The sequence below is a fragment of the Phreatobacter sp. genome (assembly GCF_030691135.1).
In the GTDB taxonomy this organism is placed as follows: domain Bacteria; phylum Pseudomonadota; class Alphaproteobacteria; order Rhizobiales; family Phreatobacteraceae; genus Phreatobacter.
Window position 1 is genome coordinate 26,087 of record NZ_JAUYFA010000062.1, and the last position, 24,481, is coordinate 50,567.

General features: G+C 66.6%; 27 protein-coding genes and 1 pseudogene. 15 read left to right on the forward strand and 13 right to left on the reverse strand.

The features are described 5' to 3' along the window. Nucleotides 1-89: 89 nt before the first annotated feature. The 7 genes and pseudogenes from Q8O26_RS10965 (at nucleotide 90) to Q8O26_RS10995 (ending at nucleotide 5,468) form a co-directional block, all read left to right on the forward strand. Nucleotides 90-506, forward strand: coding sequence for a nuclear transport factor 2 family protein (locus Q8O26_RS10965; RefSeq protein ID WP_305575555.1), 417 nt, complete (start codon nucleotides 90-92; stop codon nucleotides 504-506). 129 nt (nucleotides 507-635) lie between these two features. Continuing rightward, nucleotides 636-1,253, forward strand: a pseudogene (locus Q8O26_RS10970) (50S ribosomal protein L25/general stress protein Ctc); the annotation flags it as partial. Between the two features lie 108 nt (nucleotides 1,254-1,361). After that, on the forward strand, nucleotides 1,362-1,985 hold the full coding sequence (pth, locus tag Q8O26_RS10975; protein WP_305575557.1) for an aminoacyl-tRNA hydrolase: 624 nt from the start codon (nucleotides 1,362-1,364) through the stop codon (nucleotides 1,983-1,985). Nucleotides 1,986-2,049: 64 nt separating this feature from the next. Further along, nucleotides 2,050-3,147 (forward strand): redox-regulated ATPase YchF, encoded by a 1,098-nt coding sequence (ychF, locus tag Q8O26_RS10980; RefSeq protein ID WP_305575558.1) that lies wholly within the window; start codon nucleotides 2,050-2,052, stop codon nucleotides 3,145-3,147. Between the two features lie 246 nt (nucleotides 3,148-3,393). Continuing rightward, nucleotides 3,394-3,861, forward strand: a complete 468-nt coding sequence (locus Q8O26_RS10985) for a MaoC family dehydratase (RefSeq protein ID WP_305575559.1) — start codon at nucleotides 3,394-3,396, stop codon at nucleotides 3,859-3,861. A gap of 1 nt (nucleotide 3,862) precedes the next feature. Further along, on the forward strand, nucleotides 3,863-4,324 hold the full coding sequence (locus tag Q8O26_RS10990) for a MaoC family dehydratase (protein WP_305575560.1): 462 nt from the start codon (nucleotides 3,863-3,865) through the stop codon (nucleotides 4,322-4,324). 241 nt (nucleotides 4,325-4,565) lie between these two features. Continuing rightward, the gene (locus Q8O26_RS10995; RefSeq protein WP_305575561.1) at nucleotides 4,566-5,468 is read left to right on the forward strand and encodes a LysR family transcriptional regulator; all 903 of its coding nucleotides are present in this window, start codon (nucleotides 4,566-4,568) and stop codon (nucleotides 5,466-5,468) included. 114 nt (nucleotides 5,469-5,582) lie between these two features. Here the strand turns inward: Q8O26_RS10995 and Q8O26_RS11000 are convergent, their stop codons facing one another. Then, nucleotides 5,583-6,122 carry an adenine phosphoribosyltransferase gene (locus tag Q8O26_RS11000; RefSeq protein WP_305575562.1) on the reverse strand — a complete coding sequence of 180 codons (540 nt, stop codon included), beginning with the start codon at nucleotides 6,120-6,122 and terminating at the stop codon, nucleotides 5,583-5,585. A gap of 138 nt (nucleotides 6,123-6,260) precedes the next feature. Here Q8O26_RS11000 and Q8O26_RS11005 point away from each other — a divergent pair, with 138 nt between their 5' ends. Next, nucleotides 6,261-6,497, forward strand: a complete 237-nt coding sequence (locus Q8O26_RS11005) for a hypothetical protein (protein ID WP_305575563.1) — start codon at nucleotides 6,261-6,263, stop codon at nucleotides 6,495-6,497. Nucleotides 6,498-6,501: 4 nt separating this feature from the next. Here the strand turns inward: Q8O26_RS11005 and Q8O26_RS11010 are convergent, their stop codons facing one another. From Q8O26_RS11010 to petA, 4 genes are all read right to left on the reverse strand, one after another. Then, nucleotides 6,502-7,377: an S-methyl-5'-thioadenosine phosphorylase gene (locus tag Q8O26_RS11010; RefSeq protein ID WP_305575564.1), complete on the reverse strand. Its 876-nt coding sequence runs from the start codon at nucleotides 7,375-7,377 to the stop codon at nucleotides 6,502-6,504. A 142-nt stretch (nucleotides 7,378-7,519) separates the two neighbouring features. Continuing rightward, entirely contained in the window at nucleotides 7,520-8,356 is an 837-nt protein-coding gene (locus Q8O26_RS11015) for a cytochrome c1 (protein ID WP_305575565.1), read from the reverse strand. A gap of 29 nt (nucleotides 8,357-8,385) precedes the next feature. Further along, nucleotides 8,386-9,702, reverse strand: a complete 1,317-nt coding sequence (locus Q8O26_RS11020) for a cytochrome b/b6 (protein ID WP_305575566.1) — start codon at nucleotides 9,700-9,702, stop codon at nucleotides 8,386-8,388. Nucleotides 9,703-9,728: 26 nt separating this feature from the next. Further along, nucleotides 9,729-10,274: a ubiquinol-cytochrome c reductase iron-sulfur subunit gene (petA, locus tag Q8O26_RS11025; RefSeq protein ID WP_305575567.1), complete on the reverse strand. Its 546-nt coding sequence runs from the start codon at nucleotides 10,272-10,274 to the stop codon at nucleotides 9,729-9,731. Nucleotides 10,275-10,584: 310 nt separating this feature from the next. Between petA and Q8O26_RS11030 the strand changes: the two genes are divergently transcribed. Further along, nucleotides 10,585-11,049 (forward strand): tRNA (cytidine(34)-2'-O)-methyltransferase, encoded by a 465-nt coding sequence (locus Q8O26_RS11030; RefSeq protein ID WP_305575568.1) that lies wholly within the window; start codon nucleotides 10,585-10,587, stop codon nucleotides 11,047-11,049. 57 nt (nucleotides 11,050-11,106) lie between these two features. Here the strand turns inward: Q8O26_RS11030 and Q8O26_RS11035 are convergent, their stop codons facing one another. After that, the gene (locus Q8O26_RS11035) at nucleotides 11,107-11,865 is read right to left on the reverse strand and encodes an outer membrane protein (RefSeq protein ID WP_305575569.1); all 759 of its coding nucleotides are present in this window, start codon (nucleotides 11,863-11,865) and stop codon (nucleotides 11,107-11,109) included. Nucleotides 11,866-12,326: 461 nt separating this feature from the next. On the opposite strand from Q8O26_RS11035, the gene Q8O26_RS11040 reads away from it, so the two are divergent. From Q8O26_RS11040 to Q8O26_RS11060, 5 genes are all read left to right on the forward strand, one after another. Then, on the forward strand, nucleotides 12,327-13,004 hold the full coding sequence (locus tag Q8O26_RS11040) for a hypothetical protein (protein ID WP_305575570.1): 678 nt from the start codon (nucleotides 12,327-12,329) through the stop codon (nucleotides 13,002-13,004). Nucleotides 13,005-13,133: 129 nt separating this feature from the next. Next, on the forward strand, nucleotides 13,134-14,612 hold the full coding sequence (locus Q8O26_RS11045) for an aldehyde dehydrogenase family protein (RefSeq protein WP_371134529.1): 1,479 nt from the start codon (nucleotides 13,134-13,136) through the stop codon (nucleotides 14,610-14,612). A 42-nt stretch (nucleotides 14,613-14,654) separates the two neighbouring features. Then, a complete protein-coding gene (locus Q8O26_RS11050) occupies nucleotides 14,655-15,401 on the forward strand; it encodes a glucose 1-dehydrogenase (RefSeq protein ID WP_305575571.1) in 747 nt (248 codons plus the stop codon). Then, nucleotides 15,398-16,570, forward strand: a complete 1,173-nt coding sequence (locus Q8O26_RS11055; RefSeq protein ID WP_305575572.1) for a fumarylacetoacetate hydrolase family protein — start codon at nucleotides 15,398-15,400, stop codon at nucleotides 16,568-16,570. Before Q8O26_RS11050 ends, Q8O26_RS11055 begins: the two co-directional genes overlap by 4 nt. A gap of 111 nt (nucleotides 16,571-16,681) precedes the next feature. After that, nucleotides 16,682-16,918, forward strand: coding sequence for a YodC family protein (locus Q8O26_RS11060; RefSeq protein WP_305575573.1), 237 nt, complete (start codon nucleotides 16,682-16,684; stop codon nucleotides 16,916-16,918). 7 nt (nucleotides 16,919-16,925) lie between these two features. Here Q8O26_RS11060 and Q8O26_RS11065 read toward each other — a convergent pair whose 3' ends face one another. The 7 genes from Q8O26_RS11065 to Q8O26_RS11095 all read right to left on the reverse strand — a co-directional run bounded on the left by Q8O26_RS11065 (nucleotide 16,926) and on the right by Q8O26_RS11095 (nucleotide 23,579). Continuing rightward, on the reverse strand, nucleotides 16,926-17,168 hold the full coding sequence (locus Q8O26_RS11065) for a hypothetical protein (RefSeq protein ID WP_305575574.1): 243 nt from the start codon (nucleotides 17,166-17,168) through the stop codon (nucleotides 16,926-16,928). Between the two features lie 20 nt (nucleotides 17,169-17,188). Further along, nucleotides 17,189-17,920: a hypothetical protein gene (locus tag Q8O26_RS11070; protein WP_305575575.1), complete on the reverse strand. Its 732-nt coding sequence runs from the start codon at nucleotides 17,918-17,920 to the stop codon at nucleotides 17,189-17,191. Nucleotides 17,921-18,381: 461 nt separating this feature from the next. Then, on the reverse strand, nucleotides 18,382-20,658 hold the full coding sequence (locus tag Q8O26_RS11075; RefSeq protein WP_305575576.1) for a bifunctional diguanylate cyclase/phosphodiesterase: 2,277 nt from the start codon (nucleotides 20,656-20,658) through the stop codon (nucleotides 18,382-18,384). Between the two features lie 137 nt (nucleotides 20,659-20,795). Then, nucleotides 20,796-22,073 (reverse strand): CCA tRNA nucleotidyltransferase, encoded by a 1,278-nt coding sequence (locus Q8O26_RS11080; RefSeq protein ID WP_305575577.1) that lies wholly within the window; start codon nucleotides 22,071-22,073, stop codon nucleotides 20,796-20,798. Continuing rightward, a complete protein-coding gene (locus tag Q8O26_RS11085) occupies nucleotides 22,070-22,351 on the reverse strand; it encodes a DUF6111 family protein (protein ID WP_305575578.1) in 282 nt (93 codons plus the stop codon). The genes Q8O26_RS11080 and Q8O26_RS11085 overlap by 4 nt, the downstream gene beginning before the upstream one ends. Then, nucleotides 22,348-22,974, reverse strand: a complete 627-nt coding sequence (locus Q8O26_RS11090; protein WP_305575579.1) for a CoA pyrophosphatase — start codon at nucleotides 22,972-22,974, stop codon at nucleotides 22,348-22,350. Before Q8O26_RS11090 ends, Q8O26_RS11085 begins: the two co-directional genes overlap by 4 nt. A gap of 26 nt (nucleotides 22,975-23,000) precedes the next feature. Next, nucleotides 23,001-23,579 carry a DUF1285 domain-containing protein gene (locus Q8O26_RS11095; protein WP_305575580.1) on the reverse strand — a complete coding sequence of 193 codons (579 nt, stop codon included), beginning with the start codon at nucleotides 23,577-23,579 and terminating at the stop codon, nucleotides 23,001-23,003. Between the two features lie 160 nt (nucleotides 23,580-23,739). Between Q8O26_RS11095 and Q8O26_RS11100 the strand changes: the two genes are divergently transcribed. Then, nucleotides 23,740-24,481: MoxR family ATPase (locus tag Q8O26_RS11100; protein WP_305575581.1), on the forward strand; the 742-nt coding region annotated here is incomplete at its 3' end.

The following is a 24,481-nucleotide window of genomic DNA, read 5'->3' on the forward strand; positions in this document are numbered from 1 at the left end:
CCATTGTTGCAGAAGGAGGGAACATGCCGGAAGGAAGAAAGATGTCCCGGCGTGGCTGGTGTGCCAGCCTGGCAGCCGCGGTGGCGGGCATGACGATGCTCGCGTCGCCGCACGCTTCGGCCCAGCAGGGTCCGGCCGGTCCCGAAGACCTCGTGCGCCAGTTCACAGCGGCCATGGCCGAGCGTAATGCCGACAGGATCGCCGGCCTCTACGCTGAACGGGCTGTCCTGATGATGCCGGAGGGACCGGTCGCCGCCGGACGGGATCAGATCCGGGCGGTCTATGCGCGCAATTTCGCCTCCGCCGATACGAAGATGACGCTCGCCCAGGCGCGGATCGACGGCGGCGAGGACACGGCGGTGATGCTGTGGGTCTGGAATGTCGAGATCGGCCAGCCGGGACGCGAGCCCGTGCGCCGCAGGGTGCGCTCCATGGTCCACGTCAAGAAAACACCCGCCGGCTGGCAGATCTTCGCCGACATGTATCAGGTACTGCCGGCAGGATGAGGTCGGGCGGGGGAAACCGCCTCCGCCGCTTGCCCGTCCACCCCATTTCCGCTATAGGCCGGCGTCCCGTGGCATTCTCCGCACCCCTGGAGGCTCCCGCCACGGGTCTTTCATTTGGAGAACACGACCATGGCTGCCAACGAAACGTTGTCGGCGACGGTCCGCGCGAAGGGCGGCAAGGGGGCCGCACGCGCCGAACGTCGTCTGGGCCGCGTGCCCGGCGTCATCTACGGGGACAAGAAGCCCCCCGTGCTGATTTCGCTCGACTACAAGACCCTTCACCTGCGGATCTACGCCGGTCACTTCAAGTCGACCGTCTTCACCCTCGAGGTCGAAGGCGAACAGCACCGCGTCATTCCGCGTGACTACCAGCTCGATCCCGTCAAGGACACGCCGGTCCACGTCGACTTCCTGCGCCTCGGCGCCGGTGCCGAGATCAGCGTCGACATCCCGATCCACCTCAACGGTGCCGAGACCTCGCCCGGCGTGAAGCTCGGCGGTTCGGTGAACCTCGTTCTCCACTCGCTGTCGCTGCTGTGCAACGCCGACCACATCCCGGACGGCGTCGAGATCGACATCTCCGAAATGGGGATCGGCGATACGCTCCACATCGCCGACATCAAGCTGCCGACCGGCACCCGCCCGGCGACCAAGGAAAACGTCACGATCCTCTCGATCATGGCGCCGGCCGAGGCCGAGGCAGAGCCCGCCGCCCCGGCGGCTGCTGCGGCCCCCGCCGCCAAGAAGTGATCCGTCGGGGCCTGTGCCCCGCACGATTCCAGCATCGGGGCGCCCTCAAGCGGGGCGCCCCTTTCGTTTGAGGCAAGGCCCTCGGCAAGTGACGGACACGGTCCGATGATCCTCATGGCGGGCCTCGGCAATCCCGGGGCGAAATACCAGAACAACCGGCACAATATCGGCTTCATGGCGGCCGTGGCGATCCATCGCCGGCATCGCTTCGGCCCCTGGCGGCAGCGCTTCCAGGGCCTGTGTGCGGAAGGCGTCGTCGGCCTGCACAAGGTGCTGCTGCTGATGCCCGGCACCTTCATGAACGAGAGCGGCCGGGCCGTCGGCGAGGCCATGCGCTTCTTCAAGATCGACCTCGCCGGGGTCGTCGTCTTCCACGACGAGCTGGACCTTTCGCCCGCCAAGCTGCGCGTGAAAACCGGCGGCGGCAATGCCGGCCATAACGGCCTGCGCTCCATCACCGCCCAGTGCGGCAACGACTATCGCCGCGTGCGGATGGGCATCGGCCATCCCGGCGACAAGGCCCTCGTCCACGCCTATGTGCTCAACGACTTCGCCAAGGCCGAGATGCCCTGGGTGGAGGACCTGTGCGACGCCTGCGCCGACCAGGCCGAGATGCTCGCCGCCGGCGAGGACGCCGCGTTCCAGAACCGCATCCACCTCGCCATGGAGGGTCGCGGCTGGGGTGAGGTGAAGCGTCCCGGAGAGGCGAAGGACGCACCGAAAGCCTGACCCTGCCCTTGACACCCCTCGCCTTGCATTCGACAAGGCGCCACAGCTTCAGATCGGACCTTCCATGGGCTTCAAATGCGGCATCGTCGGCCTGCCGAACGTCGGCAAGTCGACCCTCTTCAACGCCCTGACGCAGACCGCGGCAGCGCAGGCGGCGAATTATCCGTTCTGCACCATCGAGCCGAATGTCGGTGATGTCGCGGTGCCCGACCCGCGCCTCGACCAGCTCGCGGCCATCGGCAAGTCGCAGCAGATCATCCCGACCCGCATCACCTTCGTCGACATCGCCGGCATCGTCCGCGGCGCCTCGAAGGGCGAGGGTCTCGGCAACCAGTTCCTCGCCAATATCCGTGAGGTCGACGCCATCGCCCATGTCGTCCGCTGCTTCGAGGACGGCGACATCACCCATGTCGAGGGCAAGGTCGACCCGATCGCCGATATCGAGACCATCGAGACCGAGCTGATGCTCGCCGACCTCGAGAGCCTCGAGAAGCGCGTCGTCAGCCTCGAGAAGAAGGCCAAGGGCGGCGACAAGGAGGCCAAGGAGCAGGTCGAACTCGTCAACCGCGCCCTCGTCCACCTGCGCGACGGCCGCCCCGCCCGCATGACCGAGGTGAAGCCGGAGGAGGCCAAGACCTTCGAGATGCTGAACCTGCTGACCTCCAAACCGGTCCTCTACGTTTGCAACGTCGAGGAGGCCTCCGCCGATCAGGGTAACGGCTTCTCGGCCAAGGTCTTCGCGCGCGCCGAGGCCGAGGGCGCCAGGGCCGTCGTCGTCTCGGCCAAGATCGAGAGCGAGATCGCGGTCATGGCGGCCGAGGATCAGAAGGACTTCCTGGAGGCGGTCGGCCTCGCCGAGCCCGGCCTCAACCGGGTCATCCGCGCCGGCTACGAGCTCCTCACGCTGGTCACCTATTTCACCGTGGGTCCGAAGGAGGCGCGTGCCTGGACCATCACCAGGGGGACGAAGGCCCCGGGAGCGGCCGGCGTCATCCACACCGATTTCGAGAAGGGTTTCATCCGCGCCGAGACCATCGCCTTCGCCGATTACACGGCGCTCGGCGGTGAGGCGGGCGCCCGCGACGCCGGCAAGCTGCGCCTCGAAGGCAAGGAATATGTCGTCGCCGACGGCGACGTGCTGCATTTCCGCTTCGCCAACTGAGCCGCGGGGCCCCGTCCCAGTTCGCCGCATTGTCATTCGTCGTCATGCCCGGGCTTGTCCCGGGCATCCACGACTTGACCACCGCCCGTCGAAAATTCGTGGATGCCCGGGACAAGCCCGGGCGTGACGATGTGGTTCCCGCGGAACCGGATGGGCGCATCTCGCCCCCCACCCTGCCGAAGGTCCAGCGGGACGAACCCTTCCGTTTCCGGCATAAGGCGGACAGCCACCGCGCCGGATGCCCCGATGACAGCCACGCCCTATCCCGCCTTCGAGGATTTCGTCCCCGGCGAGATCACGACCTTCGGCGCCTATGCGGTGACGAAGGAGGAGGTGATCGATTTCGCGCGGCAATTCGATCCGCAGCCGTTCCACCTCGACGAGGAGGCCGGCCGCGCCTCCATGCTCGGCGGCCTCGCCGCCTCCGGCTGGCACACCTGCTCGATCATGATGCGACTGATGTTCGACCACTTCATGGATGGCTCGTCGTCAATAGGGTCGCCCGGTATCGACGAGGTGAAGTGGCTGCGACCGGTCTTTCCCGGCGACGTCCTGTCGGTCCGGCGGGAGATCCTTGAGGCCCGCCCCTCCGCCTCCAGGCCCGACCGCGGCGTGGTGCGCTTCCGCTTCGAACTGATGAACCAGAAGGGCGAGGTGGTCATGGAACAGACCAACCCGATCTTCTTTGCCCGGCGCGGCCAGGACGCAGCCTGACATGTATGACGACATCGTCCTCGGCGAACGGGAGTGTCTCGGCGCCTACACCTTCACGCCCGAGGCCATCATCGCCTTCGCGCGGCTCTACGATCCCCAGCCCTTCCACCTGTCGGAGGAAGGCGGCGCCGCCACCCATTTCGGCGGCCTGGTGGCCTCCGGCTGGCACACCGGCAGCGTCTGGATGCGCATGCGCGTCGAGCAGTCCCAGCGCATCGCCGCCGACCGCGCGGCCAAGGGCCTGCCACCGCAATGGAACGGCCCTTCCGGCGGATTCAAGAACCTGAAATGGCCGCGGCCGGTCCGTGCCGGCGACACGGTGACCTATTTCACCGAATATGTGTCCAAGCGGCCGCTGGCCTCGCGCCCGGGCTGGGGGATCGTCTTCTCCCTCAACACCGGCGAGAACCAGCGGGGCGAACTGGTGTTTTCGTTCGACGGATCGGTCTTCGTGCCGCTGTGAGGGCGCGGCGGGCGCCTGAACTGTTGCCAAAGCCATCGCCACCCGGAACGCCAGGCGAGCGCACGCTCGCGCTGGGCCCGGCGGCGCGCTTCCCCATAGTTGAAGACGTCCCGGTGATTGCTCAGAGGGTCCATCGCGAAGTCTCCTGCGCCACCATCATGGTGACAGAGGAAGGCTAGGCCTGTTCCGCACGATCGATAATCAGGCTATTGTTCCACTCATTCTGGAACTGGGGGCACTAATGGACCGTGCCGAAGCGATGGAGATTCTGGTCGCCGCAGTCGACCGCGGCGGTTTCACCGCCGCCGCAGCGCATCTCGGCGTGACGCCATCGGCCGTCTCCAAGGCCATCAGGCGACTGGAGGAGCGGCTCGGTGTCCGCCTGCTCGAACGCACAACCCGGCGCATCGTCCCGACTCCGGCCGGACAGGACTATCTCGATTCCGCCCGCCGCATCATCGGCGCGATCGACGATGCGGAGGCCACGGCGATGGAGGGCGGCGGGCGGCCCCAGGGCCGGCTCCGCGTCAATTCCGGCATCAGCTTCGCCATGCGCCAGCTCGCCCCTGCCCTCGTCGCCTTCGGCGCCGCCTACCCGGATATCCGTCTCGATCTGACGGTCGAGGACCGCATATGCGACGTCGTCGGCGAGGAACTGGACGTTGCCATCCGCACCGGGCCGGTGACCGACGAGCGCCTGGCCGCCCGTCGCTTCGCCGAGGTCCGCCGCGTCATTGTCGCGTCCCCCGCCTATCTTGAGCGCCACGGCGTTCCGAAAAGGCCGGCGGACCTTGCCCGTCACGCCTGCCTTGCCATCACCACCACACCGGACATGGCGCGCTGGCCCTTCCGGGAGGACGGCCAGCTCAGCCAGATCACCGTGCAGGGACCGGTCGGCATCGGCACGGCAGAAGGAGCCTTGGCCCTATCCCTCGCTGATCTGGGCATCGCGCGCGTCGGCGACATGCTGGCCGCCCCGGCAATCCGCGAGGGGCGCCTGGTCCGGCTTCTCGCAGACACCCATGTCGATGATCCGGTTCCCATGCACCTCGTCTTTCCCCCGGGACGCCAGAGGCTCCCCAAGGTGCGCGCCTTCCTCGACTTCGTCAGCGCCAGGTTCAGCGACAGCCCCTGGCGGCTATGAGCCTCCGGCAACAGACCAGGGGCCCACGTGGCGGAGCAGCCGTCAGCGCCGCGGGCTCCGTCCGAGACCTTCAGTGGCAAGCGGGACCATCCGCCCCATTTGGTGATGCGCCCCTCAATGCCCGCCGAAGGCCATCAGCGTCCGCACCGGCACGCCCATGGCCCGGAGTTTGTCCGCCCCGCCGAGATCCGGCAGGTCGATGATGAAACAGGCGGCCACCACCTCGGCGCCGATCTGGCGTAGCAGCTTCACCGCGCCCTCCGCCGTGCCGCCCGTGGCGATGAGGTCGTCGATGAGGATGACCTTCTCGCCGGGGCGGATGGCGTCGACATGGATCTCCATCTCGTCGGTGCCATATTCCAGCGCATAGGCCATGCGCACCGTCTGGTGCGGCAGCTTGCCCTTCTTGCGGATCGGCACGAAGCCGGCGGAGAGCTGATGGGCCACTGCACCGCCGAGGATGAAGCCGCGCGCCTCGATGCCGGCCACCTGGTCGATCTTGCCGCCGGCATAGGGCTGCACCAGCAGGTCGACGGCGCGGCGGAAGGCGCGGGCATCGCCAAGCAGCGTGGTGATGTCGCGGAACATGATGCCCGGCTTGGGATAGTCCGGGATCGTCCGCACCGTCGCCTTGAGATCCTCGTCCTCGGCCATGTTGTCCCTCTCCGTCGGCGGCGAAACCTTACCGCGAATTCATTGGCGCCGCGTCTGCGCCGCTTCTAACTCTAGCGCATACGGAAACCCGCCGGACCATGGCGTGGGAATGCCGAACCAAGACGATGGAGAGACACCATGACCATGCCACAGGCACCGGCCGGACCGGCCCCCTACCAGCCGACACCGATCACCGTCACCGCCATCGACGTCCCCTTCACGAGGCTGGTCGCCTTCTTCTTCAAGGCGGCGCTGGCGGCTATTCCCGCCTTCATCGCGGTGGCACTCATCCTCAACCTCGTCGGCGCCCTGTTCTTCTGGGGATTCGGCGCCTGGCGACACGGCTATTTCGGCGGCCCGTTCGGCTGGCTGTGACGTCTCAGCGCGCCAGCACGCGGCCGGCCACGGCGTCGAGTTTGGCGACGAGGTCGGGGTCGCGGTGCTCGGCGGCGGTGATGATCGCGTGCTCGAGCGCCCGGTCGGAATGGATCGGGCAAGGCTCGTGTGCGGCGGGAAAGTCGCGGGCGAGCCGCGCCACGAGACGGCGGCCCTTGTCGGCGTTCGAATGCAGGTGATGGATCACCTGCGACACGTCCACCGGGCCCACCTCCTCGTGCCAGGCGTCGAAATCCGTCACCATGCCGACGAAGGCGTAGGAGATCTCGGCCTCACGGGCGAGCTTCGCCTCGGGCATTGACGTCATGCCGATCAGGTCCCAGCCCTGACCCTTGTGAAAAAGGCTCTCGGCCATCGTCGAGAAGGCCGGCCCCTCCATACAGACCGCCGTTCCGCCGATCTGGTGGGCGATGCCCTCGGCCTCGGCCGCCGCCGCCAGCCGCCTCTGCAGCAGCGGCGCGACCGGGTGCGAGAAGGCCACATGGGCAACGCAGCCCTTGCCGAAGAAGCTCGACGGGCGGAGATAGGTCCGGTCGACGAACTGGTCCGCCAGCACGAAATGGCCGGGCGGGAGATCGCCCTTGAACGAGCCCACCGCCGACAGCGACACGAGGTCGGTGACCCCGGCGCGCTTCAGCACGTCGATATTGGCGCGGTAGTTGATGTCGGAGGGGCTGTAGCGATGCCCCCGCCCATGACGCGGCAGGAAGACGATCTCGGTGGCGCCGATCCGCCCGCGGCGCAGGACGTCGGAGGCTTCGCCCCAGGGCGACGACACGGCGATCTCCTCGAGCCCCTCAAGACCCGGCAGGTCATAGATGCCGGAGCCTCCGATCACGCCGAGTACGGCTCTGGTCATCCTGCGTCTCCCTGTCCGGCTTCCGGTCTCGCCCCGCACGCACCGGATTCGTGCGAAGGCTGCATGACGTTACGGGGCTTGCCCCACGAAAAAGGGCCGCTCACGCGGCCCCTCGTCAAGTCTGCCGGCGAAACGGCGCGGCTCAGGAATGCCCTTCGACGTTCTTCCAGACCTTCTTCTTGGTGAAGTAGGTCAGACCGCCGAGAACCAGCAGGAACAGGAGAACCTGGAAGCCGATGCGCTTGCGCTGTTCCAGGTGCGGCTCCGCCGTCCACATCAGGAAGGCGGTGACGTCGGCGGCATATTGCTTTGCCGTCTGCGGTGAGCCGTCCGTGTAGGTCACAAGCCCATCCTGGAGGATGTTCGGCATGCCGACGAAATTGCCGGGATAATACTTGTTGTAATGCGTTCCCGGAGGGGTCTGCTTGCCTTCCTCGTAGCCCGTCAGGAAGGCCTTCACATAGTCGGCGCCGTGCTCCTGGTAGAGCGTGAAGATGTCCGTCAGGAACCAGGGGAAACCGCGCTCGTAGGAGCGCGCCCGCGGCATCAGGCTGAGGTCCGGCGGCGCCTTGCCGCCATGGGCGGCCTCGGCCGCCTTCTTGTTGGCGAAAGGACCGGGAATCCGGTCAGCCAGGCGCGGCGTGCGCTCGGCGGGCTGACCGTCGTCGCCGATCTCGCGCACCTTGTGCATCCAGTCGGCCGCAATGGCGGCCGCCTGCGCGGTCGAGAATTCCGGCCCACCCGGCTGGGCGAGGTTGCGGAACGACATCTGGTCGATGCCGTGGCAGGCGGAACAGGCCTCCTTGAAGACCTGGAAGCCGCGCTGGAGCTGCGCCCGGTCGAACGTCCCGAAGACACCGGAGGACGACCAGGTAAAGCGCGGCGGGGCGAGCTGCTCGGCGGCCTGTACCGGGCCGACGGAGGCCAGGACCAGGCCCGCGAGCCCGGCCGTCGCCATGCGGAGAGAGAAACGCTTCATCATCGTGGATCCTTGAGCTCTCTCTCGCCTCAACCCTTGGTCTGCGGCGCAGCCGCAGCCCCTGCCGTGACCGGGGCACCGCCCTTGCGCACCTTCGCCAATACCGCGTCCGCGATGGAGGCGGGAAGCTTCCGGGGTGTCTCGAACAGGCCCAGAAGCGGCAACACGACGAGGAAATAGGCGAAGTACAGACCGGTAAAGATCAGCGACAACACCGTGTAGGGGTATTCGGCAGGCTTGGAACCGAGCCAGCCGAGGATCAAGCAGACCACGACGAAGGCCCAGAAGAACTGCTTGTGCATCGGCCGGTAGGCCGTGGACTTGACCTTCGAGGTGTCGAGCCAGGGCAGGAAGGCCAGCACCGCGATGGCCGCGAACATGGCCAGCACGCCGCCGAGCTTCGACGGGATGGTGAAGATGATCAGGTTGATGTCGAAGGTGATGGCGCGGAGGATCGCGTAGAACGGCAGGAAGTACCATTCCGGAACGATATGCGGCGGCGTCACCAGCGGGTCGGCGGGCACGAAGTTGACCGCGTGGCCGAGATAGGTCGGCTGGAAGAAGACGAACCACATGAACAGGATGAGGAAGAAGATCAGACCGACCGCATCCTTGATCGTCGCATAGGGCGTGAACGGCACGGTGTCCTTCTTCACGTCCTTCACCTCGACGCCGGTCGGGTTGTTCTGGCCGGTAACGTGCAGCGCCCAGACGTGCAGGACGACGACGCCGGCGATCATGAACGGCAGCAGGTAATGCAGCGAGAAGAAGCGGTTCAGCGTCGGATTGTCGACGGAATAACCGCCCCACAGGAACTCGACCACGGTCGGCCCGACCAGCGGGATCGCCGAGAACAGGTTGGTGATGACGACGGCGCCCCACAGCGACATCTGACCCCAGGGCAGCACGTAGCCGAGGAAGGCGGTGGCCATCATCAGGAGATAGATGATGACGCCGAGGATCCACAGGACCTCGCGCGGCGCCTTGTAGGACCCGTAATAGAGCCCGCGGAACATGTGCACATAGACGGCGACGAAGAACATCGAAGCGCCATTGGCGTGCAGATAACGCAGCATCCAGCCATAATTGACGTCGCGCATCATCTTTTCGATGGAGTTGAACGCGAGGTCGACATGCGCCGTGTAGTGCATCGCCAGCACGACGCCGGTGATGATCTGGGCGATGAGCATGAAGGAGAGGATGGCGCCGAACGTGTAGAAGTAGTTGAGGTTCTTCGGCACCGGATAGGCAATGAAGCTGTCATAGACCAGCCGCGGCACGGGCAGACGGGAGTCCATCCACTTGCCAATGCCCGACGTCGGTACGTAGTGCGAATGACCCTGCATGGTCGAGTTACCTCTGGATCCGGGCGTCAGACGGCTGCCGCCGCACCCGTGATGCGGATGCGCGTGTCGTTGACGAATGTGTACTGCGGAACGGGAAGGTTGGTCGGGGCGGGACCCTTGCGGATACGGCCCGACGTGTCGAAGTGGGAGCCGTGGCACGGGCAGAACCAGCCGCCGTAGTCACCCTGGTTGCCGAGCGGCACGCAGCCGAGATGGGTGCAGTTGGCCGCGATGATCAGCCATTTGGCGCGGCCCTGCAGGACACGCGCCGAGTCGGGCTGCGGATCGCGCAGCGTGGCGACGTCGACGTCGACCGCCGCCTTGATCTCGGCTTCGGTCCGGTTGCGGACGAAATAGGGCTTGCCGCGCCAGAGGATCTTGATCTGCCCGCCGTCGGGAATGGCGGCGAGATCGATCTCGACCGGTGCGCCGGCTGCGATCGTCCCCGCATCGGGGGCCAATTGGCTGATGAACGGCCAGATCGCCGCACCGACGCCGATGGCAGCGGTCGCCCCGGTCGCCAGGTAGAGGAAATCGCGGCGATCACCCTCGGAATGTTGAACGCTTGCCACTTCTCTTCGTCCTTTCGCTCGTCCGCCCGTCATGGGGACCAGATCGCGCCGACCGCGCGAGGGGCGCACCCGCGCCACCTGATTCGACGCGCGGCAGCCTTCAGGGGCGGCGCCGCCACGCCGAATGAGCCCGAGGGCTTGGTGGAATCCGCGCGGGAACCATGATCGGCGCCGCTTATTCGCACCGTTATAAGGTGATGTCCAGTGTGCGGTTGTGAACATGGCATTGCGCCGCACGGTACCTTCGTCTGATCGGTGGACCGGGTCGCAGGCTCTTCCGTAAAGAGTAACTGTTGGTCAATGTTTGCGCATGATCCGCATCGCGCTCTACCAGCCCGACATCGCCCAGAACACCGGAACCATTCTCAGGCTGGCGGCATGCCTCGGCCTCGCTGTCGATATCATCGAACCCGCAGGGTTTCCGGTCTCCGACAAGTCGTTCCGTCGATCGGGGATGGATTACCTCGATCATGTCGTATGGAGACGCCATGATGACATGGCAGCCTTCGACTCGTGGCGCCGCGAAGACGGGCGGCGGCTCGTGCTGATGACCACGCAAGGCGCCCTGCCCTATGCCGATTTCGCCTTCCAGCCCGGCGACGTGCTGATGGCAGGCCGCGAATCGGCCGGCGTTCCGGAAACCGTCCATGCGGTTGCCGATGCCCGCATCCTCGTTCCCATGCGTCCCGGTCTGCGCTCGCTCAATGTCGCGGTCGCCACCGCCATGGTGACGGGTGAAGCGCTCAGGCAACTCGCCGCCTTCCCGATGCCCTGAGCCGGAAAAGGGCCGCCCGGAGGCGACCCTTTCGCACATCGGGCGCGAAGCCCGCGATCAGTATCGCGACGTGACAGCGCCCGGACCGGTCGAGAACAGATAGTTCAGGCCGATCTTGACGGTGTGGACGTCATTGCGGATGCGCGTGCTGGCGAAGCCGGTCGGGTCGAGCGAACCCAGGCCCGGCTGCTGCGTCGAGGAGCCGAAGTCATAGTACATGTACTCCAGCTTCGTCGTCACGTTCGGGGTCCAGGCATATTCGAGGCCTGCGCCCAGCGCGTAGCCGACACGCGAATTGCTGAAGGACCCGACCTGCGTGACCGTTGCTGCGTCATAGGTGCGATGGCGGAACGAGCCGAAGGCGACGCCGCCCGTGGCATAGATCAGCGTCCGGTCCCAGGCGTAGCCGACACGGCCGCGGATCGAGCCGAGAAAATTCGCCCGCGAGGCGCAGGTGAAGGCCGGGTTGGGGCAGGTCCGCCAGCCGCTGAGATCGGCCGCCGAGGCATCGCCCTCGATGCCGAGCACGATGTTGTTGACCTGGTAGTTGAAGCCGATCTGACCGCCGCCGAAGACGCCGTTGGTCGAGGGCGAGGTGAAGGTGCCGGCCGGCTGGAAGTTCCAGTTGGAGCGGCCCCAACCATAGCCGATATGGACGCCGCCGTAGAAGCCGGTCCAGGTGAAGGAGGCCGGGACGACGACCGTTTCAGAGACCGCGATGCGCGGTGACCGGAGATCGGCGGCGAGGGTTGCGGAGAAGATGGCGGACGTGGAGAGCGCCGCAGCGGCGACGCCGGCAAGGAGCAGCTTTTTCATATGTGTCGTCCCTTGAAGAGCCCGGGGACGAAGACCCCGGCTACCAGAGTTCAGAACCCCTCTCCCCTCAAAGCGGTTCCCGGATGCACGAAACAATTCCGGGGTGACACGACAGATGCGGCGGTGCAACCCGCTGGATTCAGAGTTCGGTAATATGGTGCAGACAGGCGGTATGATGGTGGCGGTTACGCTCAAAACTCGTGCAGGACCTGTCGCGTCAAAGACAATTACATTTCGTCATCTCCCATTCGACTGGCCAAAGACAGGGGTACCGCGGGCGCGCACGGGCGGCCTCGGGCGGCATCATGGCCGAACTCGGCTTTGGCGCGGCCCGCACGGCGTCACGGAGCCGCCCCCTGGCCGCGGCGTTCTCACGCCGCCGATTTGGGCCGGCAGGGCGGGCGTGCTTAAATGCAGTTAACTATGCCGGCACCGCCCGGCATCTCATCCGCGAGGTTCCGATGGACCCAAAGCCTGCCGCCGCCCTGACGGAAGCGATCCGCGCCATCCGCATCGACGAGGCCGAACGGACCGGCGTCGTCGTCGCGCTGCGTGAAGCCGACATCGCCCGGCTCGACATCCTGCACGACCGGCTGAAGCCGGTGCTGGCGGACGTGCCCCGCGGCATCGACCTGTTCGATGTCGCCGTCACGCCCGGCATGACGCCGCGTCTGTGGATCGACATGATCGCCTTCGTCGAGATCGCCCGTGACAAGCGCAGCTACCGCTTCCTGCAGGACACGCGCGAGGGCCGCCGCGTGATGATCGAGAGCGCCGATGTGGCGGCGGTAGCCGATCGCGTCACCGCCTATATCGCCCGCCGGCTCATCGAGCGCGAGCGGCTGCTGGCCCTGCCGCCGGCCTCGGTGGACCCCGTCCCTGCCCTGCCCCCGGCCGACCTCCCTCCGGTCTTTGCCGTGGCATCGCAGGGCATCGCGACGCCGGTGGCCGCACAGAAGGTGGCCGTCACGGCCGCCGCGACAACGGAAGCGTCACCGCCGCCCGCCGCTGCGCCGGCGCCGACAACCCGGCAGGGCGTACGATTCTCGGGGCTGGGCGCCTTCGTGCTGTTCCTGCTCGGCATCGGTGTAGGCATCGGCGGCGTCCTCGGCCTCGCCCAGATCGCCGCGCGCTTCTGACCGGAGCCCGCGGTGCGGCGCGGAAGGGCTCCCATGCGGCGCCCCTCTTTCGGAAAAAAGGGCTGAGGGCTAGCGTGCCTGCCCGATTTGCAGCGGCCCGAGGCCGATCACCGCCCGACAAGGAAGAGCATGACCACCCAGACCAGCCCCGCCGCCCGCGCCATGCCGCCGAGCTTCCTCAACATCGTCGACGGCCGGTCGGTCGCGGCGCTCGGCGGGGCCACCCTGGACGTGATCGGCCCGTCGGACGGCGCGGTCCTGACCCATATGCCGCGCAGCGGCGCCGCGGACGTCGACCGTGCCGTCGCAGCGGCCCGCAAGGCCTTCGAGGAGGGCCCCTGGGGCCGCATGACCGCCACAGAGCGCGGCCGGCTGCTCTGCAAGCTCGGCGAGGCCATCCTCGCCCACCACGACGAACTCTCGTTCCTCGAGAGCGTCGACACCGGCAAGCCCGCCCGACAGGGCAAGGCCGACATCACAGCGGCTGCGCGCTACTTCGAGTTCTACGGCACCGCCGCCGACAAGGTGCATGGCGAGACCATTCCCTTCCTCAACGGCTACACGGTGGCCGTGGTCCGCGATCCGCACGGCGTCACCGGCCATATCGTGCCGTGGAACTACCCCGCGCAGATCTTCGGCCGGTCGGTGGCAGCCTCGCTCGCCTGCGGCAATACCTGCGTGGTGAAGCCGGCCGAGGATGCCTGCCTCTCGCTGATCCGCATCAGCGAGCTCGCCCTCGAGGTCGGCTTCCCGCCGGGCGTCCTCAACCTCGTCACCGGCCTCGGCGAGGAGGCCGGCGCGGCCCTCTCCTCCCACCGCGGCATCGATTTCATCTCCTTCACCGGCTCGCCGGAGGTCGGCACGCTGATCCAGGCGGCGGCGGCGAAGAACCATATCGGCTGCACGCTCGAGCTCGGCGGCAAGTCGCCCCAGGTGGTGTTCAAGGACGCCGATTTCGACGCGGCCGTGCCGAGCCTCGTCAACGCCATCATCCAGAATGCCGGCCAGACCTGCTCGGCCGGCTCGCGCATGCTGGTCGAGCGCGCCGCCTATGACGAACTGGTGGCGCGCGTCGCCGAGCGGTTCAGCACGGTGCGCGTCGGGGCCTGGGACATGGACCTCGACTGCGGCCCGATGATCACCCCCGGCCAGAAGCAGCGCGTCGAGGATTTCCTCGCCCGCGCCCGCGCCGACGGCATTCCGGTTCTCGCCGAGGGCCAGTTCGCGCCTAACCTGCCGCCGAACGGCTACTACGTCGCGCCCACCCTGTTCGGCCCGGTGCCGCGGTCGAACCGCCTCGCCTGCGACGAGGTCTTCGGGCCCGTCCTCTCGGCCATTCCTTTCGACGACGAGGAGGATGCCGTCCGCCTCGCCAACGGCACCGATTTCGGCCTCGTCGCCGGCGTCTGGAGCCGCGATGCGAAGCGCTCCATGCGGGTTGCCCGCGCCATGCGCTGCGGCCAGGTCTTCGTCAACGGCTATGGCGCCGGCGGCGGAATCGAACTGCCCTTCGGCGGCGTCAAGAAATCCGGCCACGGCCGCGAGAAGGGCTTCGAGGCTCTCTATGAGTTCTCGGCTTCCAAGACCGTCGTCATCAACCACGGTTGAGCAGTCCGGCCAATCAACAAGCATCGCCTTAAGGAGAAACGCATGCGTCTCAAGGACAAGGTCGCCATCGTCACCGGAGGCGCCCAGGGCTTCGGTCTCGGCATCGTCGAGACTTTCGCCAGGGAGGGCGCGCGGGTCGTCGTCCTCGATCTCAATGAGGAGGGCGCCAAGGCGGCCGCCAAGCCCTATGGCCGCAAGGCCTTCGGCATGAAGTGCGACGTCTCCAAGGCGAAGGACGTCCAGCGCGCCGTGGCGAAGACGCTCGAACGCTTCGGCCAGATCGACGTGCTCGTCAACAATGCCGGCACCTCGCACCGCAACCGGCCGATGCTCGAGGTCGACGAGGAGACCTTTGACCGTGTCTTCGACGTCAACGTGAAGTCGATCTTCCACTTCGCCCATGCCGTCGTGCCGGCCATGCGCGAGAAGGGCGGCGGCGCCATCATCAATGTCGGCTCCACCGCCGGCATCCGGCCCCGCCCGGGCCTCGCCTGGTACAACGCCTCGAAGGGCGCGGTGAACCTCCTCACCAAATCGATGGCGGTGGAACTCGCCCCCGACAAGATCCGCGTCTGCGCGCTGGCCCCGGTGGCGGGCGACACGCCGCTGCTGGGCACCTTCATGGGCGAGGACACGCCGGAGATGCGGAAGAAGTTTATCGCATCGATCCCCATGGGGCGCCTGTCGACGCCGAAGGACATCGCCGATGCCGCCTTGTTCCTCGCGGCTGACCCAGGCAATTTCCTCACCGGCGTGGTGCTGGAAGTCGACGGCGGACGCTGCATATGAGCGCCCTCGTCCTCTCCGCCGCCACCACCCTTCCCGCCGACGGCACGGCGGGCACGCTCGTCGGCCGCATCTTCAGGCCGGGCTATGGCCCCTCGGTGGTCGCGATGCGTGCCGGCGGCGTCTTCGACGTCACGAGCAGCTTCCCGACCACGGCCGACCTCTTCGACACGGCCGATCCCGCCGAGGCCATCGCGGGCGTCACCGGCGAGCGGATCGGCGATCTCGACGCCATCCTCGCCAACACCGTGCCCGGGGGCCGCGACTCTGCGTCGCCCTTCCTGCTCTCCCCCATCGACCTGCAGGCAGTGAAGGCGGCCGGCGTCACCTTCGCCATCTCCATGGTGGAACGCGTCATCGAGGAACAGGCCAAGGGCGTGCCGGAGCGCGCCGCCGCCATCCGCGACGAGATTGGCGCCATCATCGGCGGTGAGCTCAAGGGCCTCAGGCCCGGCTCGCCGGAGGCCGCGGCCCTCAAGGCGCACCTGCAGCAGCGCGGCCTCTGGTCGCAATATCTCGAGGTCGGCATCGGCCCGGACGCCGAGATCTTCACCAAGGCACCGGTGCTCGCCTCGGTCGGGACGGGCGCCGATGTCGGCATCCATCCGATCTCCACCTGGAACAATCCCGAGCCGGAAGTGGTGCTGGTCATCTCGTCCGCCGGCCGCATCGTCGGCGCCACCCTCGGCAACGACGTCAACCTGCGCGACGTGGAAGGACGCTCGGCGCTGCTCCTCGGCAAGGCCAAGGACAACAATGCCTCGGCGGCCCTCGGCCCCTTCGTGCGCCTGTTCGATCGGACCTTTGGCATACAAGACGTCAGGACCATGAAGGTCGCGCTCACCGTGACCGGCGACGACGGCTTCGTCCTCGACGGCCGCAGCGACATGGCGGCGATCTCCCGTGACGTCGAGGACCTGGCGGCCCAGGCCATCGGCCCGCACCACCAATATCCCGACGGCCTCGTGCTTTATTGCGGAACGCTTTTCGCGCCGATCAAGGACCGTGGCGAGGCGGGCAAGGGCTTCACCCACAAGCTCGGCGATATCGTCACAATCGCCAGCGACAGCCTCGGCAGCCTGACCAACCGCGTCCGTCTGACCACCGATTGCCCGCCCTGGACCGAGGGGATCCGGGCCTTGATGGGGAGCCTCTCCAGGCGGCGCGCCTGAACCGGACGGCGGGGGTCGGACGGCCGGGAGCCGAGGCGCCCCGCCCACCCCCGTGTGATAGCGCCGTCACGGAGTGCAGCTACGGTCGCCTTGCACCCAACGGAGGCAACCATGACTTTTTCACCCGGCGACATCGTTATCCTCAAATCCGGCGGCCAGGCGCTGACGATCACCGCGATCGACAACGATGAGGCTTCCTGCATCTGGCTCGGCGAAGAGGGCGATCTCTTCCGCGAAGCCATTCCTCTCGTCGCGCTCCAGGCCATCGACCCTGAGGACGAGGAAGAAGAGGAAGACGAGGAAGACGAAGCCGAAAAGGACGAGGAAGAAGAAGAAGCAGCGGCCTGATTCGGCCTCAGTCCGAAGTCGGAAGGCGGCGCATCGTGAACTCGATGCGGCCGTCATCGAGTTCGCGCCAGAACTCGACCTCTGTCAGATAGGCGGCGCGGGGAAAGCGATCCAGAATTTCCCGCGCCTTGATGCGGGCCGCGTCCCGCGGCAGCACGAATGACTCGCGTTTCCAGCCGTCCGAGGCCCGGTTTCCCGATCCCGGCGCGCGGCGAAATGCATCAAAGGGCCTGCGGCTGCCGGATCTCATCGCCCTGGCCTCCCGACGGTTCAGGCAGCGGCAGCTTCTCCCGTCACCGGCGCCGCGCCATGGTCGCGCCGGGGGGCGCGGAAGCGACGTGAGCCGAACAGCCGATCCTGTTCTTCACGCGTCGACGCCATGAACGGATAGCGAGTGTAGACCCTTTGCCGCATCAGCGGGAAGGACACGCCCATCAGGTTGATCGGGTTTTTCAGGTTCGGATAGAGGCGCGGCTCGCCCACCGGTTCCATGAACAGCAGGCGGCGGTAGAAGGCCCTGTGCTCGGTCCTGACTGTCGCGAGGGCATAGTCTGCCTCGGCATGTTCGGAGGCAAGCATGCCCATGCGCACGGTCGCATAGGGCAGTCCCGGGTAGAGCCGGGAGAGCTCATGGTCCACGACGAAGCGGGTCGGGTCGACGATGGTCTCGCCCGCAGCGATGCGGGCGCCGAGGATGTCACCGAAAACGGCCAGGGCGGGGGCGAAGGGCACCTCCGCGGTAGCAACGTGCACACGGATGGAACTCGCCAGGACGCCGTCGATATAGAGCCCAAATATCGAGCCGTTGGGGGCGCTGTCGAAATCATCCTCGAAAAGGCACGTCTCGTTCGGCGCGATCGCCCCCTCGCGCAGGTAGCACTCGTATCTCAAGCGAAAGATGGCACGACGGTCCTCGTCCGACTGGATCCGCCGGTAGGCGATCCGGCCGATGAGATCGGCGACGTTCCGTGAAAACGAGCCTTCGGCATTCACCGTCGTCATCTGCCATGCCCCACGAGAAGCGTTCACACCCGCTGCTAACGTGAGGACGATGTTAATGCTTTTTTAACCGGTGGGAAGCGTTTGGTTAAATCATCGTTAATGCGTTCGGAGAAACGCAATTAAATACAATGATCGTTATGATGATACCGCCCTCGGCGCCGTGTCTTTACTCTGCCGCATCGCGGCATGGCCGCGGCAACAGCACGGTGGCGTTCCGCGATCGAAATTCGCCTTCACAGGATCGAAGCCGGCATCACCCAGCAAGAATTTCGCGATTCCGCGGAGATTTCGCGATCCTGAAACGCAATTTTTCCCGAGGTCACACGCTGGCGCGGTCGATCCGGTCAGAAGTGCAGCGCAAAGCCCTTCTGCTACCGGCAGACGCAGAGGGGTGGCCTTCAACCCGCTGGAAGTCTTTCGTGTGAATACTGGTGACGTAACGTCAGTATTGCTTCCGGATGTCAGGCGGCGCGCGCCAGAAGATCCTTGCCGGATCGGCCCATCAGGGCCCGCAGTTGGTCATCGGGGATGGCGGGGCTGAGGACGAAGCCCTGGACCTCACTGACGACACCAGGCGCGTCGATCAGCTTCAGCTGCTCCAGCGTTTCCACCCCTTCGACGACCACCGACAGGCCGAGTTCCGAACCGAGACGCGTCACACCGCGCAGCAGCTTGGCGGCCTTCTTGTCACTCGTGATGTTGCGGACGAAGGAGCGATCGATCTTGACCTTGTCCAGCGGGAACTTGTGCAGATAGCTCAGGCTGGAATAGCCGGTGCCGAAATCGTCGAGTGCCAGCCTGACACCCATCGCGCGCAACTGCGTCAGGACGGAGAGAACGCCCTCCGAGTCCTGCAGGAGCAGGGTCTCGGTGATCTCGAGTTCGAGGCGGTCGGGGTCGAGCCCGGTCGTCCTCAGGGTCTCGGCGACCAGAGCGACAACGTCGTCGCGTTCGAACTGCACGGAGGACAGGTTGACCGAGACGCGGATCCGGTCGGGCCAGGCAACGCAGGCCCGGCAGGCCTTGCGCAGCACCTGACGGCCGAGTTCGATGACAAGCCCGGTTTCCTCGGCGATCGGGATGAACTCCGCCGGGGAAATCATGCCGCGGACGCGATGTGGCCAGCGGGCGAGCGCCTCGCAGGTCGAGATAGTCAGCGACTTGAGATCGAGCATGGGCTGGAAATAGACCGCCAGATCCTCGTTCTGGATCGCCTTGCGCAGATCCATTTCGATGGCCCGGCGCGCCTGGGCCTGACGATCCATTTCCTCTTCGTAGAAATGCAGGATGCCGCGGCCACCGGCCTTGGCGCGGCTGAGCGCCATGTCGGCACTCTTCAGCAACTGATCCGGCTCGCGCCCGTCGCGCGGCGCCAGGGCGATACCGACCGACGCGCCACTGGCGATCGGCTTGTCGTCGATCTGCGAGATATCGGCGATGGTCTCGATGATCCGCGCGGCCAGCGTCGTGACGTCGTTGACGCTGCGCGCGCCGTTCTGGAGGATGACGAACTCGTCGGCACCGAAACGGGCCACCACGTCGTTCTCGCCCACCGCGAAGCGCAGCCGGTCGGCGACTTCCACAAGGAGCGCATCGCCGGCCGTGTGGCCGAGCGTGTCGTTGACCTGCTGGAAATGATCAAGATCGACGAAAAGCACCGCGAGCATGTCCTCGTCGGTGGTCATGGCGAGAGCCGTTTCCAGCCGTTCCTGGAACAGCGACCGGTTCGGAAGGCCGGTGAGCGCGTCGTGGCGCGCCATATGGGCGATCCGCGCCTCGGTGCGTCGCTTTTCGGTGATGTCCTCGATGGCGACGACGAGGCCGCCCGTTTCCATCGGCTGGAAAGTGAGGTCGACGTTGCAGCCGTTGGCCTGGAGTTCGAACTGCTCGCGCGTCAGCCCGTGGACGCGCCGTGCCACCGCGTCGAGCACCCGGCCGGCGTCACGCTCGCCGAGGATGCCGAGATCGACATAGGCGGCGATGATCGCCTCGGCGCGGGCGCCCTGCGCGAGGCTGTCGGGGTCGAGTGGCAGAATTTGTGCCCAGCGCCGGTTCACCACCACCAGACGGCCTTCGGCGTCGAACATGGCGAGGCCATGCGGCATGTTGGTGAGGGCGGTGTCGAAGCGATCGGCGAGCAGCGACACATCGCGCTTGGCGATGATGGCGTTGAGGAGGATCTCGCGGAGCCGGCGTGCGATGCTGCGCACGCTGCCGAAGAAGGGGATCGCGAAACAGGCGAGCACCATGTAGTCCCACACGCCGGTCATCATCATGCCGACCACCAGCGGCGCGCAGAGCAGGGCGATCTGGTTGTCGACGAAGGGACCGTTGGCGAAATTCCGACCGGTGACCCCGACCATGTAGGACAGCGCCACCGACACGCAGAACAGGTGGGCCGCCATGGACTGGGTCAGGTTGAAGGTCGCGAAGCACCACAAACCGATGGTGAAGACCAGCATATTGGCGCCGATCGTGTATTCTCGCTCCCAGCGGAGCGCCTGCTCGTAGGTCACGACAGAGGTCCGCACGCGCCGATAGGCGACCATCCGCAGGGTCCGCACGAAGCCGATCAGCACGATCGCAAAGGGAAATGCGATCAGCAGCGGATGACCGGTCAGATGTGCCGTGTAGATGGTGCCGGCCAGGGCGGCGACCACGCCGAGCAGCAGCGAGCGAACGTCCTCGTAGAGCGAGTCGACCATCGAAACATAAATTTCGACGGGCAGTTCGCGCATCGTATCGCTCGATGACTTGTCCTGTACCAACGCCATATCGACAAAAGACCACCGGGGGCCTGCTCCGATCGGAGCGGCTTGCCGATGAAATCAATCAAAAAAAACTTGCTTATCAATTAATTGGCGCGAGATGGTTGCTAGCACTCGCTTTCATGGCCTCGGCGGGATCCCGCGCCCAGGTGCCCGCATTCGGCGAGAGCCTCTTCCACGAGCGCACCGACCTGGTCCTTTGCGACGGGAAAATCGGCCGCCATCCAGCGCGTGCGGATGGCACTGAGGACGGTGCCGAGATCGGGGCCGGCGGCGAGGCCGCGGCGCTGGAGTTCCTCGCCCGAAACCGGAAAGTGAGGCGCCGTCCAGCGCTCCGGCAGGGAGAGGAGATCGCGCCAGGCGGGATCGGCGGGATCGGCCGCGGAGCGGGCAAAACCGATAAGCACCCGGTCGCGAAAACCGCGCGGGCCGACCGCATAGAGAAGCTCCTTGGCAGCGGTGAGGCCGGTCGCGGGATCGCGGCGCCAGCCATGGCCGATGCCGTCCAGGCGGCGGAATTCGGCATTGGACAGGGCGAGACGCTCGCGCAGCCGCAGCGCGTCCTCGCGGATCAGCACCGCGAGCGAAGCCAGGCGTTGCACGGGATCGGCGTCGATCGACAGCTCCGCCTCGACGGTGGCCAGGCGGTCGACGCCGGCGGCCAGCGGCACGCCGCCGAGCACCTGGCCGAGGAGACCGCAATCGGCCATCGCCTGCAGCGTCGCGCCCGCGCGCGGGGCGACGACGAGCTTCATGATCTCCGCGCGCAGGCGCTCGCGCGAAAGGTCGGCGAGCCCCTCCCGCTCGGCGATGCAGGCGGAGAGGGCCGCCCGGTCGACCTCGCCGCGGGCATAGGTGGCGTGGAAGCGGAACAGCCGGAGGATGCGCAGCCTATCCTCGCGCACGCGTTGGAGCGCATCACCGATGAACCTCACCTTGCCGCCGGCGAGATCGCTTCGGCCGCCGAAATAGTCGAAGAGGTCACCATCCGCCGACAGGCTCATGGCGTTGATGGTGAAGTCGCGCCGCGCCGCGTCAGCCTCCCAGTCGCGGCCGAAACGCACGATGGCCCTGCGCCCGTCCGTGGCGATGTCCTGGCGCAGCGTCGTCACCTCATAGCCGGTTCCGTCCACCACGACGGTGACGGTGCCGTGGGCGATCCCGGTCGGCACCACCTTGAAACCCGCCCCGACCGCCCGCGCCGAGACGGCGCCCGGCTCGGCCGTGGTGGCGAGGTCGATATCGCCCGGCGGCAGGCCGATCAGCCAGTTCCTCACCGCGCCGCCGACGACGCGCACTGCGTCGCCCTCGACACCGATGGCCCGGATGAGCCGCGGCACGTCTCCCGCGGCGAGCCAGCCCGGTGGGGGCGGCAGGGTGCTCATCGCGGCGCCGTGTCGGTCCGCCGCTCCATGCGGGCGGGATGGTAGACGCCGTTCTCCACCCGGGCAGGGCGATAGATCACGTTGGGGTCCCGCACCTGATAGGCGAGGTGATAGAGGAAATAGCCGCTCCCGAGCATGATCCCGAACAGGCCGAGCCAGATCACCGGCTGTCGGTCCCAGTGCTCCTTCAGGAAGGGGCTCTTCTCCTTGACGTGCAGCCAGATGAAATAGAGCACGAAGGGCAGGACGAAGAGCGCCAGATTGACCACGATCCTCATGTCTCGCCCCCGGCTTCCGCATCCTCGCTCAGGCGCTCCCACAAATTGCGCAGGATCCCGGCGGTAATTCCCCAGATGTAGCGGTCCTCGAAGGGCATGGCATAAAAATGCCGCGTCTGACCGTTGAAGTCGCGCGACTTCCTGTGGTGGTTACGCGGGTCCATCAGGAAGGCGAGCGGCACCTCGAAGGCGTCGGCCACCTCGCGCGGGTTCAAGGTCAGCGCGAAAGGCGGCGAGACGAGCCCGACCACCGGCGTGATCAGGTACCCCGTCCGCGACAGGAACGGCAGGAGATAGCCGAGCGGGCGCACATGGGCCCGCGACAGCCCCACCTCCTCCTCGGCCTCGCGCAGGGCCGCGTCCAGCGGCGTCGCGTCGCCCGGCTCGATCTTGCCGCCGGGAAAGGCGATCTGGCCGGAATGGTCCGGCATGTCGCTGGAGCGCTGGGTCAGGAGGATGGTGGGAACGGGCCTGGCGATCACCGGGATCAGCACCGCCGCAGGCTTCGCCGGCAGCCCCTCGTTGACCGTGTGGTCGCCGAGATCGGGCCCGTTGCCGAGGCGGCCGAACAGGTCCTGGCGGACCGAGGGCACGGTCAGCGACAGGCGGCTGGTGACGACCATGCTGAATGCGTCGGACGACAGGGGAATCACGTCAGGCCCTCGATCTCGGCCGCATCCACCATGGGATAAAAGGTTCCCGCAATGGAAATTCCGAACCAGTTCCGCCCGTCCCGGGAGGCGACTTCGCCGAGGCTCGCGAGATCGTGAAAGAGGGCGCGCGAGACCCGCGCCCACAGGTCGCCACGGACATGGACATAGGGCTTGACGCCTTCAGTCCCGTCCTCCTTCTCGAAGCGCAGCGGATGGGCTTCGCCCACCTCGATCCAGTCGTCGACCTGGGTGCGGAAGGCGATGCGCCGGTCCGCGCCATCCCCCTCCACCCGCATCTCGACCGCCGCGAAGGGCGCGTCGTCGACGATGATCCCGATCTTCTCGACCGGTGTGACGAGGAAGAAACGCCCGTCTTCACGCTTCAAAACCGAGGAAAACAGCTTGACCAGCGGCATGCGGCCGATCGGAGACTTCAGGTAATACCAGGTGCCGTCCGCCCCGATCCGGATGTCGAGGTCACCGCAATAGGGAGGGTTCCACAGATGCACCGGCGCGCCGCCGCCGCCGCCTCGAACCTGCGCGGCGATGGCGTCGAGCCCACCGGGCGGGGGCATCACTGGGGTCACCCTCGGCACCTCACGATTGAGTGAAACACTTCTCAAAAAGGCCTGACTCTCGCTCGAAGCCTGTGACGAACGTAAGTCTCGACTATCCCCGCCGCAACGCTTGGGCCATGATGCACTGCGATGAAACGCAGCCTCGAAGGAAGTGCCCATGACCGCCGAGACCGCTGAACGCATGGAAGACGCCATCGTTCGTGCCGCGGAGACGACCGCCGCCCAGATCCGCACGGCGCGTAGCCATATCTCGACCGTCATCTTCGGCCAGCAATCCGTCATCGACCGTGCCCTGATCACGGTCCTTTCGGGCGGCCATGCGCTGCTGGTCGGCCTTCCGGGCCTCGCCAAGACCAAGCTCGTGGAGACCATGGGCACCGTCCTCGGCCTCGACGCCCGACGCATCCAGTTCACCCCCGACCTCATGCCCTCCGACATTCTCGGCTCCGAGGTGCTCGAGGAAGCGGCGGGCGGAAAGCGCGCCTTCCGGTTCGTGAAAGGGCCGGTCTTCGCCCAGCTTCTGATGGCCGACGAGATCAACCGTGCCTCGCCGCGCACCCAGTCGGCCCTGCTCCAGTCCATGCAGGAGCATCACGTCACGGTGGCCGGCGAGACCTACGACCTGCCGCGGCCTTTCCACGTCCTCGCCACCCAGAACCCGCTGGAGCAGGAAGGCACCTATCCGCTGCCAGAAGCGCAGCTCGACCGTTTCATGCTGCAAATCGACATCGGCTATCCTTCAGGCGATGACGAGCGCAGAATGATGCTGGCGACAACCGGCACGCGCGAAGAAAAACCGGCAATCTTGTTCAGTGCCGCCGACGTGATCGCCGCGCAGTACGACATCCGCCAGCTCCCCATCGGGCAGAAAGTCGTCGACGGAATTCTGGCGCTGGTGC